General features: G+C 72.6%; 8 protein-coding genes. All 8 read right to left on the bottom strand.

The window, feature by feature from the left end:
• Positions 1 to 100 precede the first annotated feature (100 nt).
• Positions 101 to 2,665 carry a CehA/McbA family metallohydrolase gene (locus F5972_RS05870; RefSeq protein WP_150931840.1) on the bottom strand — a complete coding sequence of 855 codons (2,565 nt, stop codon included), beginning with the start codon at positions 2,663 to 2,665 and terminating at the stop codon, positions 101 to 103.
• A complete protein-coding gene (locus tag F5972_RS05875) occupies positions 2,658 to 4,160 on the bottom strand; it encodes an APC family permease (protein WP_150931842.1) in 1,503 nt (500 codons plus the stop codon). The genes F5972_RS05870 and F5972_RS05875 overlap by 8 nt, the downstream gene beginning before the upstream one ends.
• 81 nt (positions 4,161 to 4,241) lie before the next feature.
• Positions 4,242 to 4,622 (bottom strand): cupin domain-containing protein, encoded by a 381-nt coding sequence (locus tag F5972_RS05880; RefSeq protein WP_225311201.1) that lies wholly within the window; start codon positions 4,620 to 4,622, stop codon positions 4,242 to 4,244.
• Entirely contained in the window at positions 4,619 to 6,262 is a 1,644-nt protein-coding gene (locus F5972_RS05885) for a N,N-dimethylformamidase beta subunit family domain-containing protein (RefSeq protein ID WP_150931844.1), read from the bottom strand. The genes F5972_RS05880 and F5972_RS05885 overlap by 4 nt, the downstream gene beginning before the upstream one ends.
• Positions 6,259 to 7,206, bottom strand: coding sequence for an agmatinase (gene speB / locus F5972_RS05890; RefSeq protein WP_150931846.1), 948 nt, complete (start codon positions 7,204 to 7,206; stop codon positions 6,259 to 6,261). Before speB ends, F5972_RS05885 begins: the two co-directional genes overlap by 4 nt.
• A 147-nt stretch (positions 7,207 to 7,353) precedes the next feature.
• Entirely contained in the window at positions 7,354 to 9,492 is a 2,139-nt protein-coding gene (locus F5972_RS05895; RefSeq protein WP_225311202.1) for an alpha/beta hydrolase, read from the bottom strand.
• A 183-nt stretch (positions 9,493 to 9,675) separates the two neighbouring features.
• On the bottom strand, positions 9,676 to 11,454 hold the full coding sequence (locus F5972_RS05900; RefSeq protein WP_150931850.1) for a hypothetical protein: 1,779 nt from the start codon (positions 11,452 to 11,454) through the stop codon (positions 9,676 to 9,678).
• Positions 11,435 to 15,838: a DUF6603 domain-containing protein gene (locus F5972_RS05905; protein ID WP_150931852.1), complete on the bottom strand. Its 4,404-nt coding sequence runs from the start codon at positions 15,836 to 15,838 to the stop codon at positions 11,435 to 11,437. The genes F5972_RS05900 and F5972_RS05905 overlap by 20 nt, the downstream gene beginning before the upstream one ends.

A 15,838-nucleotide genomic window follows, 5' to 3' on the forward strand; every position in this document is an offset into this window, starting at 1 on the left:
ATCCCGGCCAGGGCGATCAGCGTCTGTCCGATCCCGGCGTATGTCTCGCGGCAGGCGGCTCTTCGAGGGCCGACGCGTTCTCAAGTTGTACCGCGTCGCCTCAGACGGCCGCCCTGCGCTCCAGCAGCAGGTCACGTGCCTGGAGGAACGGCGCCCGCAGGAAGGCCAGGTGGTCGTCCTGGCCGTGCCGATGGCAGACCCGGCCGGGCCACAGGCTCCTGCTGCGCTCGTCGATGTACGCGAGCGAGCCGTCGACGAGGTTCAGCATGTGGTCGATCGTGGCCGCGTCGGACCGGGCGTACTCCTCGCCGGTGCGCACGTAGACCGGCGACGTGTGCGCCATGATCGGCCTGGCCCACACGTCGTGGTGGCGGGCGACTCCGGCGCCCGGCCCGTAGCACCGCGCGGCGATCCAGCTGTCCTCGGTCACGGGCACGTCCGCGGTCAGGTCCAGCGTGCGGCCGGGGGCCTCGGTCCTGCGCTCCGCGACGACGTGGCCGTTGACCACGATCTCCAGCCGGTCGACGTCGAAGATCGACTCGACGCGGGCGTCGACGCGGACCGCGCCGCTCTCGGGCACGCGGGTCTCCTCGCCCGGCTGACGGCCGTCGACGCCGAGCCACAGGAGCGGGCCGCTGGTGGCGAAGGTGGCGCCCCGCCGGACGGCCCGGCACCAGCTCCAGTAGTCGAACTCCTCCTCGGCCGGCACCCGCGCGTACGTGCGGATGAGGCCGATCGGCACCTCGCTGCTCATCTTGTCGGTGCCGCCGACCAGGGTGATCCGGTAACCCGCGTTGAGGTAGCGGTAGTACTCCTGGATGTTGTACGGGTCGTACGCGATCATCTCGACGGCGTCGAGCCGGCCGGTGGCGAGCAGCGCGGCGGCCTCGCCGTTGGGCACGGGGAAGTGCGCCAGCACGACGGTGCCGCCCTGCTCGCGGCACTCGTCGGCCCAGTGGGACAGGGTGGTCTCCAGGCCGCCGCCGAGTTCCGACTCCTCTGCGCCGCCGGTGCACCACGGCATGATCGGGCGGCGCAGGCCGAGCAGGTTGATGTGGCCGAGCATGCCGCTGCGGTTCTCCTGGCCGGCGAACACGTGCGTGTGCCCGTCGTGGGAGGTGTGCGGGCGGCCGGTGAACTCCTCGGTGTTGGTGAACAGGTGCCCCCACTGGCTGAGCAGCAGGTTGGTCACCCGTACGTCCTCGCCGCGGGCCTCCAGCTCCGCGCCGAGGGTCGAGACGAAGTGCACGTGGGTGTCGCCGCTGTACCAGCCCTCCGCGGCCATGTCCGTCACCCGGGTCAGCGTCAGATCGAGCTCGGCCTGGTCCGGCCGGATGGTGACCGTGGTGCGCAGCGGCTCGTACTCGAACCCGCGAGCCGCCTCGACCGTGACCTCCCCCAGAGGCAGCCAGCCCTCGCACGTGCCGTCGATGTAGGAGTACGTCGTGGTGCCGAGGCGGACGTCCCCGCCGATGTCGAGGTTCCAGGTGTTGCCGTCGGAGTTGATGTGCCCGTGATGACCGTGGGGCGGGTACGGCACGCCGTCGGCGGACCGGAAGTGGATCCGGCACGGGATCGGCTCACCCGTGGCCGCGTCCCTGACCGTGGTGCGCACCCAGGCCCGCCCGGCGTCAGGGACCCGCCAGGTGACCCCTCCGTCGCCGTACCGCCCGGCGGCGAGCAGTTCGCCCCACCCGCAGGTGCTGATCACGTGCTCTCCGCGGGTCAGCGTCAGCCGCGCCGAGGGCGTGGCCGCGACCCGTACGTAGCCCTGGTGGCGCTCCTCCACGGGCGTCCCCCAGGCCGGTGTGCCCTCGGCGGCACCGGCCGTACGGGAGTAGACGTAGGTCGCCGAGCCCCGGTCGACGGTCACCGCCAGCTCCTCCGCGATCGGCCCCGCCGAGGGGTCCAGGTCGAGCAGGACGTCGCGCCACACCGTACGCCCGAAGGGGTCCTCGTCGAGGTCGCTGACGGTCACCGCGCCGACGAGGATGGCCGGGCCCGCCGACCGGATCTCCAGGGCGCGGACCGTCCGGCCGGGCCGGGGGTTGCGGCACGGCCACAGGTAGAACCGGTAGGGCAGGACGTACGGCGATCGCGCCTGCGGGTCGTCGATGTCGACGAACCGGGCCCCGGCGGCGTCGAAGCGCCCGTGGGCGCGCGGCATTAGCCGGTGCTGCGCGTCGGGGACGGCCAGGAACGGGGTCTGTCCCCAGTCGAGCGGGATCGCGCGGTCGCTCCACAGCCGCGGCGTGGGCCCGATCTCGAAACGCCGGCGCACCGGCAGCCGCTCGGTGCTCCCGTCGTCGTAGACGAGGGTGTAGTGGCCGCAGGTCTCGCCGACCGCCTGCCCGTCGAACAGGTCCGGGGACTCCAGGGCGTGGGCGACCACCATCCAGGTGAACGCGCGGCCGACCGGGATGGTGACGGTCGCCGGGTGCGGGCCGCCCACGCGGAGCAGGACCGCCCCGGCGTCCCGTTCGCCGCCGGAGATGTCGCCGCCGGAAAGGTCGTCGCCGAAGAGGAACGGCAGGCCGTAGAGCGTACGCGCCCCGAGCGGATAGGAGTCGCCGTCGTCGAGGACCGAACGGGGCACGTTGAACACCCCGGCGAGATCGAGCGGGCGGTAGTCGCGGCCCGCCGATGATGTGTCGTGATCAGGCATTTCCGGTGACAGGCTCCCTCCGCCCGGCGGGCGGCTCGTCGACGGACGTCTGGGCCAGCCCGGCGTAGAGCCGGGGTGCGCGGGCCCGCAGGTAGAGGGCCCTGGCCACGCCGGCCACGACGGCGGCCACGCCCAGACCGACGATCAGGACGTTCGTGGCGGTGCCGGCGCCGGTCAGCAGCGGCAGGTTGCTCAGGACGAGGAAGAGCACCACGGCCAGGGCGGCGAAGCTGAGCCCGGGCGCGATCGTGGTACGGAAGATCCCTGCCTCGGGCGCCTCGCGGCGCAGGAAGCGGATGATCGCCAGGGAGCACAGCGCCCACAGGCAGATGATCCCGAGGAACCCGAGGGCGCTGCCCCACAGCAGCAGCCCCAGGTAGGGGTCGATCCCGAAGACCGCGAACACGACGATCGCCGCGGCCGCCAGCACGGTCTGCACGAGCCCGGCCGTCCACGGGGCCTTGGTCCGCGGGTGGGTGCGGCCCAGGGGGCGGGGCAGCAGCCCCTCCCGTCCCATCGCGTAGAAGTAACGGTTGGCCGCGTTGTGCAGCGCGAGCAGCGCGGCGAAGGCGCTGGTCAGCAGCAGGATGTGCATCACCTCGGTGATCGGGGCGGGCACGTACCTGTCGAAGACGGCGACGACGAGGTTGACCGGGTCGGCCTCGGCCGCGGCCGCGATCTTGTCGACGCCGTACGCCATCACGACGACCCAGGTGATGAAGGCGTAGAAGACGGCGATGAACCCGACCGCGACGTAGGTGGCCCGGCGGACCGTCCGGATGCCGCCCCGCGCCTCCTCGCTGAAGATGGCGGTGGCCTCGAAGCCCATGAACGCCCCGGCGACCAGGGCGAACATCGCTCCGTTGCCCGGATCGAACACCCTCGTGGGGGCGAACGGCTCGGCGGACCAGCCCCCGGCGCCGCCCTTCACCAGGACGTAGACCGCCAGCACGACGAGCACGGCCGTCTCCAGCACCAGCAGCACCCCGAGGATCCGGGCGCTGGTGTGGATGCCCCGGTAGCCGAGCCATCCCACGAAGACCAGGCTGACGATCGCGAACACCCACCACGGCACGTCGCGGTGGAAGTAGTTCGCGAACGTCTCGGTGGCGTAGACGCCGAGCGCGCCGTACGTGCTGATCTGCAGGGCGTTGTAGGCGACGACGGCGAGCATGGCCGCGCCCGATCCCGCCGGCTTGCCCAGGCCGCGCGAGACGGTCGCGTAGAAGGCCCCGGCGTTGCGGACGTACCTGCTCATGGTCATGAAACCGACGGCGAACAGCGCCATGACCACCCCGGCGACCAGGTAGCCGCCGGGGACGGCGGCGCCGCCCTTGAGGAAGTGCAGGGGGGCGACCGCGACGATGAGCGTCAGCGGCGCCAGCGCGGCGAGGACCGTGAAGACGAGGTCCTTGGTCCCCATGGCGTTGCCGGCCAGGGCGCCGGCCTGGGAGACGGGGGCGTTCGCGGAACTGTCGGGAGGACGACCGGGCATGGTGGGGGCTCCTTACTGCGGGCTGGGAGGAGAAGGCAGGTAGGGAGAAGGCGGGTGGGCCCCGGAGGCGGGAAGGGGAGCTCAGCGGCTGACCGCGACGAAGACCTTCTCGCTGGGCTCCAGGGTGATCCAGTCGCCGCGGAAGCCCTGGGGGATGTGGAACGACTCCCCCGGGCCGAACTCCTTGCGCCGGCCGGAGTCGTCCTGCACGGCGACGCGGCCCTTGAGGATGAAGCAGATCTCGTCGTAGGGCCAGGAGTCGAACCGTACGGAGCCGGGCTCGCCCGTCCAGTAACCGCCGGTGAACGCGGTCGCGGCGCCGCCGAAGACGCGGAACTCCGCCTCCGTCCACTCGGCGGACAGCACATGGTAGTCGCTCAGCGGGGGCACGAAACGCTCGCCGTTCCCGGCGGAGATAACCCGGACGGCGTCGATTCCCGCCGGGGCGTGCTCGTCGTTCACGATGCGGCTCCCTCGAAGTGGCTGCGCAGGCCGAAGCGGCGCAGGACGTTGTGCGTGATGCGCTCGACGAAGGGGTCGCCCAGGCTGAGCACGTGTGACCACTCGGTGGTGCCGCCGTTGAAGACCTCGCCGTCCCCGCGGGTGAACGCGGCGATCATCCCGGCGCCCCGCATCTCCCCCTCGTGCACGTAGCCGGGCAGGTCGTCACCGAGGTCCGCGTTGTAGTTGTAGACCTCCTCCTCCGGCCCGCCGATCGGCACCCGGCCGCCGAAGCGGTCCTCCTCCCCGCGTACGGCCGGTGCGAGGGCCAGGATCTCCAGCGTCTCCGGGGCGCCGTCCTCGAACGTCGGGTACGGCAGCCCGCGCCGGAACGTGTACTCGACCGAGTCGAGTTCGAAGGCCGCGAGGAACGACGGCGGCCCGCCGAGCAGGTCGCCGTAGTAGAGGTCGGTCCCCTCCAGCGCCCAGTGGTGCGGCCGGTAGACCGTGAAGCCTCCGGACGAGCGGGGGGCGGCGACCCCGTAGCGGTTGTAGATCCCGCCGAGGCCGTTGAGCCCGATCGTGGTGGCGCCCGGCCGGCCGACCGACTTCGCCTCCCACACCGTGGTGGCGAGGTGCGGTGTCGCGGCGGCCTCGGGATCCAGCGACGGCAGGCGGTAGCAGTACTGCGTGTTCCCGTCGTCGCTGAGCCGCACCTGCCACTGGTAGTTGCCGCCGAACCTGGCCAGCCTGCCGCCGCCGTCGACGAACGCGTCGACCGTGTCGCGCATCCGCCACGACCAGTACTCGTCGTGCCCCACCACGACGGCGCAGGAGTACCCGTCCAGCGCGTGGGGGTCGAAGTGCAGGTCGTGCTGGGTCAGGTAGTCGATCTCGTACCCGTGGCGCTCGGCCCACACCACGAAGTGCCGTTCGTACGTCGCCCAGAAGGAGTCGGCGTGGTGGCGGCTGTAGCCGAACAGGCGCGCCCACTCGTACGACGGGTAGCGGGGGGCGCCGTGCATCGGCAGCGTGCCGGGGTTGGCCTCCCGCGGCGCGCCCGCGGGCTTGCGGATCATCCCTCGGGCGATCGGACGCAGCGTCGAGGCCAGCGGCGACCCGTTGTCGGAACGGGGGTCGTCGCCCAGGCCGCGGTAGTGGTTGGCGCCGCCCCAGTCGTTGTAGGCCAGCATCGTGCTGGTGGTCAGCACGAGCGCGGCGCGGGCGCGCCGCTCGGCCGGGGCCCTGACGACGAAGAAGTGCTCGCGCTCCCACAGCTCGCCGGACGGCGTGACCGCGCGCACCGTGACGATGTAGAAGCCGCTCCGCCAGTCGTCCGGGATCTCCAGCTCCAGCCCCACCGGCCAGCCGCAGCCGGCGGCGTGGGCGTCGGGCGGCGCCTCGTGCCGGCCCGCCGACAGCCCGCTCCGCGACCACACCACGCGGGGCTCCAGCCCGTCGCGGACCACCTCCAGGTCGAAGGACGGGACGCTCGCGCTGAGGTGGAAGCGGACGGTCTCCCCGGGGAAATACGAGAACCGGTCGGTGTAACACCACACCTCGGCCGCCTCCGGCGTGGCGAACGCACGCTCCGAGGGCCAGCCCTTCGGGGACCAGGCGAAGGCGGCGGGAAGACCCGTCGCCGCGAACGCGTCGCTCACCGCTCCTCCTTGAGTGCGAGCAGGCTGATCAGGTCGTACGCCACGTGGGAGGCCGCGACCGAGGTGATCTCGGCGTGGTCGTAGGCCGGGGAGACCTCGACCACGTCGGCGCCGACGATGTCGCACCCGGTCAGGCCGCGCAGGATCTCCAGCAGTTCCCGGCTGGTCAGGCCCCCGGCCTCCGGGGTGCCGGTGCCGGGCGCGTGCGCCGGGTCGAGCACGTCGATGTCGACCGAGATGTAGAGCGGGCGGCCGCCGATGCGCTCCCGCAGCGCGCCGGCCACCTCGTCCACGCCCCGGCGCATCACGTCGGCGCTGGTCACGATGCCGAAGCCGAGGCGCCGGTCGTCCTCCAGGTCCTTCTTGCCGTACAGCGGGCCGCGGGTGCCGACGTGGCAGACCGCCTCGGTGTCGAGGATGCCCTCCTCGACCGCCCGCCGGAACGGCGTGCCGTGCGTGTACTCGGCGCCGAAATAGGTGTCCCAGGTGTCGAGGTGGGCGTCGAAGTGCAGCAGCGCGACCGGGCCGTGCCGCCGGGCGGCGGCGCGCAGCAGCGGCAGCGCGATCGTGTGGTCGCCGCCGACCGTGACGAGCCGGGTGCCGCCCTCCATGAGCCCGGAGGCCGCCTCGTCGATCGTCTCGACGGCCTCGCGGATGTCGAACGGGTTGCACGCGATGTCCCCCGCGTCGGCCACCTGCATCGCCGCGAACGGCGAGACGTCCAGGCCCGGGTGGTACGGCCGGAGCAGGCGGCTGGCCTCGCGGACGGCCGAGGGGCCGAAGCGGGCGCCGGGGCGGTAGGAGACCCCGCTGTCGAACGGCACGCCCACCACGGCGACGTCCGCGTGGCCGACCTCGTCCAGGCGCGGCAGCCGCGCGAAGGTGGCCGGTCCGGCGAATCGCGGGACTCGGGACGAGTCGGCGGGCCCCCGGGGCACGGTCATACCCGATCCTTTCACTCCGCTGCGAAGCCCCAGGTCAGGGGCTATGGATCGGCAAGTCTGCAGCAGGAGCGAAAGGACCGGCAATTGGTGTGGCGACGGAAGATTGACGATGGTTTGTGGACGGCCACAAACCATCGTCTCCGAGGATCAGCGTCTGAACAGACGCGGCGCCAGGTCGATGAGGTTCTTCTGCCACACGTCCCAGCCGTGCGGCCCGGGGGTCACCCCGTCGTACTCGTAGTGGATGCCGAGGCCGTCCAGGACGGGCAGGGACGACAGGAAGAACGGCTGCACGAAGTCGGTCTGGTCGCCGACGTACAGGCGCAGCATCTTCGTCCCCTTGTTGATCGCCTCCGCGTCGACGCCGTCGCCGCTGCCGAACCAGGCCGAGAACGCCGCGACGTAGGCGAACCGGCCCGGGTACGCCTTGAGCACCCCGAGCGTCTGCACCCCGCCCATCGAGAGACCGGCGAGGGCCTGCCGTGACGGGTCGCCGGAGACGTTGTAGCGGGCGCGGGCCGCCGGGACGATGTTGTCGAGAAGCTCCTTGGTGAAGTCGGGCACGTTGCCGTTGCCCATCACGACCACCATCGGCACGAGCTTCCCGTCCAGGAACTCGTGGTCGAGGATCTGCTTGGCGCGTCCCATCTCGACCCAGTCGGTGTAGCTCTGGCCGCTGCCGTGCTGGAGGTAGAGGACGGGATACGGCTCCGCCCGACGGGGGTCGTATCCGGGCGGGGTCCACACCAGCGCGGTCCGGTCCTGGTTCGCCACGGTGCTCGGGTACGTCAGGCTCTCGACCTTTCCGCCCCGGCCGGCGGGCACGTCCGACAGGAGGCGTGACCTCTCCCCCGGGACGAGGAAGTGGCTCCAGTTCGGCTCGGAGGTCACCTTCGCCGGGTTCGACGCGTCCTTGACCGAGACCCCGTCCACGATCCACTGGTAGTAGTAGAACCAGGGGTCCAGCGGGCCCACGGTCACCCGCCACCGGTCGCCGTCACGGGACATCGGAACGCGCAGCCAGCTTCCGCCCGGAGCGTCGTTCGCCCACACCGTGACGTGCTTGGCGTCCGTGAATTCCGTCGTGGTCTCGAAGGTGACGAAGCCGCCCTCGCTCAGGAACGGCGTCGGCGTCGTGCCGGGCGCGGGCGGGTGGAACTCGCCCTTCATCCGCCCGTGACCGGCGCTCGGGCCGTGATCGCGCACCGTGCGGAACAGCCGCGGCAGGAAGTCGATCAGGTTCTCCTGCCAGGCGGTCCAGTTCGCCCCGGCGTCGGGGTTGACCCCGTCGAACTCGTACCCGACACCGGCGCGGTCCAGCGCCTTGGTGAGGCGGACGGTGGCGTTGTAGGCGGGATCGGTCACGTTCCCGGTGTACAGACGCAGCAGCCTGAGGTCCCGGCCGGCGCCGCCCGAAAGAGCGCCGCCCGTCGGCAGGCCCGAGAACGAGCCGGCGTAGGCGAAGTCGCCCGGCTTGGTCAGAGCGGCGCGCAGCGCCCGCGTCCCGCCCTCGGCCACACCGGCGATCGCCTGGTGCTCCCGGTCGTGACGGACGCGGTAGGCGTCCGCGACCGCCTTGCGGAGGTCCTTGAGGTCCTTGTCGCCGTCCGGCCCGGCACCGTCGCCGATCACGACGACCATCGGCTCGACGGAGCCCCGGACCGACAGGTTGTCGAGGATCTGCCTGGCCCGGCCGAGGTCGAGCCAGTCGCTCGCGCTCTGCCCGGCACCGGACCGCAGGTACAGCACCGGGTACGGCCGGCGGCCCTTGGCCGAATATCCGGGCGGGGTCCACACCAGCGCCGACCGCTTCTGCTGCCCGGCCTGGTAGGCCAGGGTCTCCACCTTGCCGCCCTGTCCCTGCGGCGCGTCCGCCAGCAGGCGCGCCGAGTCTCCCGGAACGAGGAACGTGCTCCACAGGGGCCGGGAGGCCACGCTGCTGGCGTTCGTCGGATCCTTGAGGCCCTTGGTGATGTCACCCGTGACCTGGTAGGAGTACAGCCCCGGCTTGAGCGGGCCGAGGGCCCCCCACCAGATGTCCCCCCGGCGGGTCAGGCCGTACTCCGCCCAGGCGAAGGAGGGGCCGAAGTTCCCCTCGACCATCACCTCCGACACCGGGCCCACCGTGGCCTCGATGGAGGCCGCCGGGATGCTGATCGACAGGTAGCCGTCGTCCGAAACGGTCAGCCACGGCGTGTCCGCCACGGCCGGCCAGGGCGCGGAAAGGAGCGCGACCAGAGGCGCGATGAGAACCGCCGCGATCGCCATGACTCCGGCGGTGATCACCGCCGGGAGCCGGCGCGTTCTTCCGGGCCGCCCGCCGCCGTGACGGAATAACGCCATTCCGAAACCCCCATTAATCGCCGACAGTGTTATCGATCACCTTTTCATCAAGTCAAGGTAATTGATAAAGCGTCATATCGGTAGATCAATCGGGAATGACGCTCCCCGTGGCTCACGGGGTCAGGCTCAGGGTGTGAGGAACGTGACGCGTTCTCCCGTCTCCAGCATCTGGCGGGCGAAGGCGGCCGCGCCGAACCCGCTCGGGATGTTCAGCACGCGGGCCATTCCGGCCGCGAGCCGGGCCACCGGCACCGTTCCCGAGGCGCCCAGGGGCACCGGGTCGCCGGTGCCCAGCGCTTCGCCGTTCGGCCCGCGCAGCGAGCGGGTCAGCCTGCCCGGCCCGGCGGGCTCGACCGCGAAGTGCTGGTCCTCGGGCCTCTGGTGCAGGTCGAGCCGGGCGAGGACGCCCTCGAACAGGACCAGCAGGACGTTCGGCGACATCGTCTCGCGCCGGGCGACCCGGAGTGCCGCGCCGCCGGCGTCGTACCCGTCGATCAGCAGGCCGGGATAGCCGGACACCACCGACGAGCGGATCAGCGCCCCGGTCAGCCGGGGCGTCCCGACGGGCGGTTCGCTCGCGGCGTCCCGCTCGGCGTCGGCGCGGGTGATCCTGCCGATGCTGTACGCGCCGTCCACCAGGCACCGGATCCACTCGGCGTCGACGTCCACGAACCGGATCGACTCCGGCGGCAGCAGCCGCTCGTCGGGGATCAGGTAGGTGAACGGCACCCGCGTCAGCGTGGCGAGATCGGCCAGCCAGCCGACGACGGCGGGCGGCGGCGAGACGGCCGCGGGCACGTCCAGCGGATAGTTCCCGCCCGCCCCGGCCGGCCGGTCGCGGCGGCGTTTCCAGGTGTGCAGGGCGGTGGCCACGCCGTCGTCCCGCAGCGCGAGCAGCCGCCCGAGCTGCCACGCGGCGGCGTAGCCGATGTCGAGCATGCCCTCGGCCTTGAAGTAACGCAGCAGCCCGTCGGCGGAGCGCACCACGGGCCGGGGATCCGCGGCGAGCGGGCCGCCGCCGACCGGGCCGCACGCGAACGGCCCCCGATACCAGGAGACGGTCGCGCCGCCGCCGCGCAGCCGGTGCCGTACGGGGACCAGCCCCCGGGACAGGAACGCGTCGGCGGCCGGGTCGCCGGTCGCGGGCAGCCGGAACGGGCCGCTGCCGGCCGCGAGGTCGCGCACCCGCGCGGCGAAGGAGTGGTCGGCGTCGAGCACGGTGAAACGCCAGTTCGCCAGCGACACCAGCCGCACGGGCTGGTCGGCCGGGCCGGGGACGAGCGTGCCGTTCCGCAGCCGGCCCTCCACGGACACCAGGTGCGCCACGCAGGGCTGACCGGCGGGCGGCAGCCGGTTGCCGATCACCACGGCCGCGTCGGAGCCGTCCCCGGACCGTACGTGCGCCAGGTAGGGCAGGTCCGCGGCGGCGGGCAGCAGCGAGGTCAGCAGGCTTCTCGGCACGTCGATCACGGTCACCGGGTCGGCGGACTTCTCGGCGCCCTCCAGGGTGAGGCCGAGCGTCCCGGCCTGCACGACGTGCGGCTCGGGCCGTTCGTCGCCCGCGAACAGCAGCACCAGCAGCCACGGCCCGGTCGTCCCGGCGCCCGGCTGCCGCTGCCACGGCAGGGTCGGCTCGGCGAGCACGACGTGCGGCAGCGTCTGCGTGTAGTCACCGGTCGCGCCGTCGGGCGGGTAGACCGCCCGGACGCCCGAGGGCGGCAGCGCGAGCCGTTCGCCCGCCACCGTGAAGGTCTTGGTGATCGAGGCCGGGGAGCCGTCCAGGCTGATCGTCTGGTCGACCGTGAGGCGGTAGTCGCCGGAGGCCAGCGCGGGCGTGCGGCTGTCGATGAGGACGATGTCGTCAGGCAGGGCGTCAGGCAGGGCGTCAGGCAGGGCGTCGGGCATGGCCGTCCAGGAAGGGGGTCTCGGCGTAGTCGGCGAAGTCGAATCCGGCGAAGGAGATCTCGGGGTCCTTGAGCACCGCCCCGGCGACGGCCGCCCGGACCGCCGCCACGGACGGGTCGACGATGGCCTGCCCCATCCGGTCGGCCCTGCTCGTGGGCGCGTGGTCGTCGGCGGGTGCCCAGGCGATGGTGCGCTCGGTGTACGTCGCGGTCCCGGCCGTCAGCGCCGCGCGGGCCAGGGTGACCGAGGCGGCGTCCCGGTGCGGCGCGGGGGCGACCACGTAGCCGGTCAGCAACGGGGCGGTCAGCTCCGGGCGGTGGACGGTGACGGCCGGGTCCGTGCCCCACAGCGCCGACGGCAGGGCCTTGGTGATCGGGCGGAACACGAAGTCGCCCTCGGCGCTCAGCCCGTTCCGCGAGATCCGGATGCGGTGGGTGGAGGTGACGCCGCCGGTGATGCCCGACGGGGCGACGCCGAAGGCGCCGCCCGCGCGGGGCAGCGTCGTCGCGCCCGCCTGGCCGGTGGTGGACGGGATCACCGAGTCGGTGACCAGCTCCAGCGTGGCCGGGTCGACGACTCCGAGGTCGGCGCCCGTTCCCATGGCGGTGGCCCCGCTCCGCACCGCGACCGACACCCGGTCGGCGGGGAGCAGGGTGGCCTTGACCCGGTCCCACGGGATCGTGGCGCCGGTCTTCCGGGTGCTCGTGTCGAAGGGGATGGTGAAGGAGATCACCTTGATGTCGACCCGCGCGGTCCCGGCGAACTCCGGCCCCCACAGGTGGACGTCGGCGTCGACGTGGGCGTTGACCGTGTGCCTGCCGAAGAAGCTGAACGTGTAGGACGCCCCGACGCTGACCCGGAAACGCGCGTCGTAGTGGTAGGGCTGCCAGGCGATCAGGAAGTCCATCGAGGCGTCGAACCAGGCGCGCAGGTCGCCGTCCTGGTAGGTGACCGAGATCGACCCCCCGGCCATCAGCGCCGACGGGGTGAGCGCGTAGTAGGCGGCCCCCCGCATCGACAGCCGGTCGTTGACCTGCCAGGAGAACCCTACTCGCGGTACGGCCGGGTAGTGGGCGGGCTTGCCGTACTGCGGGTGGTAGCCGCCGACGGTGAGCACGAAGTCGCCGCTGTGCGGGCCGTCGAACCAGCTGGTGAACGCCAGCCCGCCGGTCAGGTGGCAGGCCCGCGACAGCAGGAACGAGTTGGGGGTGAGCTGGGCGACCAGCGAGAAGAACCCGTCGCTCGGCGCGAACGTCGCCTTCAGCGCGAGCTGCAGTTCCGCGATCGGCGTCGCGCCGGCCCGGGTGTCGTCGGGCACGGGCAGCACCAGCGTCGACAGCCCGAGCACGTCGACCTCGAACCGCCCGCCGAACGAGACGGTGGCCAGCAGGAACGAGTCGATCATCTCGAACGTGCTGAACCGGATCCCGGCCGCGACGAACCCGTCGCCCTCCGACGGCGTGATGTACGGATCCAGCGCCTGCAGCTCGGCCGCGAGCGATCCCGGCGCCCGGGTGCCGAGGGCCTCCTGGACCAGCGGGAAGGAGGCGATCCCGGTCACGGGCGGGGTGGTCAGCCGCCGGTTGTAGCCGAACCCGGCGGCCAGGCCCGTGACGGAGAAGAACGGCGGTCCGCCGAAGGCGTGGTCGAGCACGGCGTAGACGAACAGCGACGGGCCCGAGGGCAGCTGGGCGTAGGAGCCGATCGCGCCGAGGGTCAGCTCCTCGGTGCTGATCGAGGCCCGCCCGCCGTACGCCGTGTACGTGACCCCCTTGTAGACGAGCTCGCCCTTGAGGAAGGCCCCGGAGACGCTGACCGGCCCTTCGGAGTAGGACACCCCGACGCCCTTGAGGTCGAAGGACGGCGGCTGGACCGGCAGGCTGAGCGGCACCGCCGCCTGGAGCCCGTCCAGGGACAGGGCCAGCCCGCCGACGCTGACCGTGCCGTCGACCAGGACGGCCAGCACGGGCGGCTTGTTCGGTTCGTGCTGGTACGCGAGACCGACCCGTTCGACGTGAACCGGGCCGAGGCCGCGCTGCACGGCGTACCAGACGGCGTTCTGACCCCCTGGGCTCTGCGCCTTCGGCGGGTCGGGGACGACGGGGGCGGGGGCGCCGTCGGTGACCGGGAGGACGACCGGGCTCTCCAGCAGGCCGAGCAGGAGGGTGCCGTCGAGGGCGAACCCGGCGGCCATGTCGCGGGCCGGGAACGGGGTGACGCCCGGAGGGAGCAGGCCGTTCAGGGCGGTGACGTCGGTGGCGGGCAGCGTGCCGGTGGCGGCGACGATCCGCAGCGGGTCGAAGCCCATCCTCCGGTCGCCCACCAGGTGGGGCCCGACCAGCGGCAGGCCCGACAGGTCGACTGTCGCCACGAGGTCGACGCTGAAGACGTAGGCGCTCCCCGCGCCGAAGACGACGTCCTCCACGTCGACGGTGACGCCGGACGGGATGAACGCGGCGGCGGTGGGGGCCAGGCCGGAGAGCAGGGTGCGCAGGTCGGGAAGCGGATCGGTGGTCCTGTGCGTGTAGCTGGCGGCCAGCAGGCCGGCGCCGTGGTCCTCGGCGAAGTGCACGTCGAACGCGTAGGCGTCGTCGCCGGCGATGGCGGTCAGGCTGCCGTCGAACCTCCCGGCGCCGGTGTCGATGCCGACCGCGATGTCCACCTCGACGGTGTCGACGGGGAAGCTCGCCTCGGCGGTGAGGACGAGCCGGTCGGATCCGGTGGAGAAGGAGGCCGACAGGTTCTGGACGACGAGTCCCGCGATGGGGCGCGGCAGGGTCGGCGGGCCCCCGAGGTCGCGCGCGACGGCCTCGATGAGCTCGCCGACGGCGATGCGCTGCCCGTACCCGGACTCTCCGGAGAACGTCCAGCCCGTCGCGGGGTCGTAGGACGCCGAGACCAGGATGTCCACGGTGTGGACGACGAACGTGGCGTTGGCCCTGAACGTGGTGCCGGCGGCGTCGTGGTCGACGGCGAACCAGACGCCGGTGAGCGCCACCGGCCCGATGTGCCACAGGTCGCGCAGCTCGACGACCCCGTGGTAGGCGAGGGTGCGTCCCGCGCCGGGGGTGACGACCTGGAGGTTGAACTTCGGCACCGTCAGGTCGGGCAGATCGGCCGGGTGCCCCGCGAAGTGCTCGTAGACCTCGGCGATCTTGAGGGGTGGATCGCCCTCGCGCAGGCCGCCGGAGAGCATCGCCCCCGACAGGTCGGCGGTGAGCACGAGCGTGCCGGAGTCGCCCACGGCGAGCAACCCGGAGACCGCCCCCGTCGTCCTCCTGCTCCCGGACATGATGCCGGTGAACCCGACGGACAGGTCGATCGCCTGCAGGGTGAGCAGGCCGGGCACGATGGGCCAGTCGACGTCCGCCTGCAGGGCGAAGGAGACGAAGTCGAGGCCGAAGGCCGGGTCGGTGGTCACCCGGGCGGTGATTCCGGTCAGCCGGACCGGCGAGCCGTCGCCGAGGCCGGCCGGCACCGGCAGGGACGGGTTCCCCATGATCGTCTTGATGACGGCGAGGGACAGCGGCAGCCCGCGGTCTCCGTCGCCGGGCGGCCTGTCGCCGTCGGCCGGGCCCCTGAACTGGGCGTTCAGGGTGAGCCCCGACCCGAGACCCCGCGTCCTGGCGTGGATGAGCACGGGACCCAGGGAGTTGTTCGTGGGCGTGACCAGGCCCTCGAACGTCACCTCGGCGATGACGTCGAGGGCCGCCATCTCGTAGTTGAACTGCGGCATCGCGGTGAGCTGGTAACGCAGGGACGACACCGAGAGCATGCCGCCCAGGTCCAGCCGCGCGTCGTCGGGGCCCGAGATCACGATGATGGGCACGGTCGAGGCGGGCAGGCCCTGGAGGGCGGGCAGCGACGTCGTGTCGATCGACCCGGTAAGCCGGTGCGCGCCGACGCCCGGCATGAGCAGGTCCAGCAGCGCCGTCGCCGCGTCGATCACCAGCGTGCCGGAGAACGACATCAGCACGTCGCCGGGGTCGGGGGCCGCGGCCACGACGTCCGGCCCCCAGTCGAGCACGAAGGACGGCGCGTCGATCACCAGGTCGTCGAAGTAGGTGCCGGTCAGCACGGGGAAGGCGGTGCCGAACCGCCAGGACCGGCCTGCGACGGCGGTCAGCCGCAGCGCCGGGAGCTCGCCCGACACGGCGAACTCGGCGGTGACCGACATCCCGGTGAACGGCCCGGCGGTGCCGGTGCCGGTCACGGTAACCCCGAGATCGGTGCGTCGCCGCTCCCCGACCGGGTCGAGGACGAGGCGGCCGTCCGGCAGGAACCTGCCGAAGAGCGCGGTGAGGCCGGCCGAGCCGAGCGTGTCCAGCGCCAGGTCGAGGCGCGGGCCCTCGGGTATCCGTGCGCGGAGTTCCTCGGGAGTCAT

Source organism: Microbispora cellulosiformans, from assembly GCF_008728085.1.
GTDB classification, from domain to species: Bacteria; Actinomycetota; Actinomycetes; order Streptosporangiales; family Streptosporangiaceae; genus Microbispora; species Microbispora amethystogenes.

Bases quoted from the DNA above. Each gene is read 5' to 3' on its own strand.
- F5972_RS05870 (WP_150931840.1), bottom strand. From the start codon at position 2,665: ATGCCTGATCACGACACATCATCGGCGGGCCGCGACTACCGCCCGCTC.
- F5972_RS05875 (WP_150931842.1), bottom strand. From the start codon at position 4,160: ATGCCCGGTCGTCCTCCCGACAGTTCCGCGAACGCCCCCGTCTCCCAG.
- speB (WP_150931846.1), bottom strand. From the start codon at position 7,206: ATGACCGTGCCCCGGGGGCCCGCCGACTCGTCCCGAGTCCCGCGATTC.
- F5972_RS05900 (WP_150931850.1), bottom strand. From the start codon at position 11,454: ATGCCCGACGCCCTGCCTGACGCCCTGCCTGACGCCCTGCCTGACGAC.
- F5972_RS05905 (WP_150931852.1), bottom strand. From the start codon at position 15,838: ATGACTCCCGAGGAACTCCGCGCACGGATACCCGAGGGCCCGCGCCTC.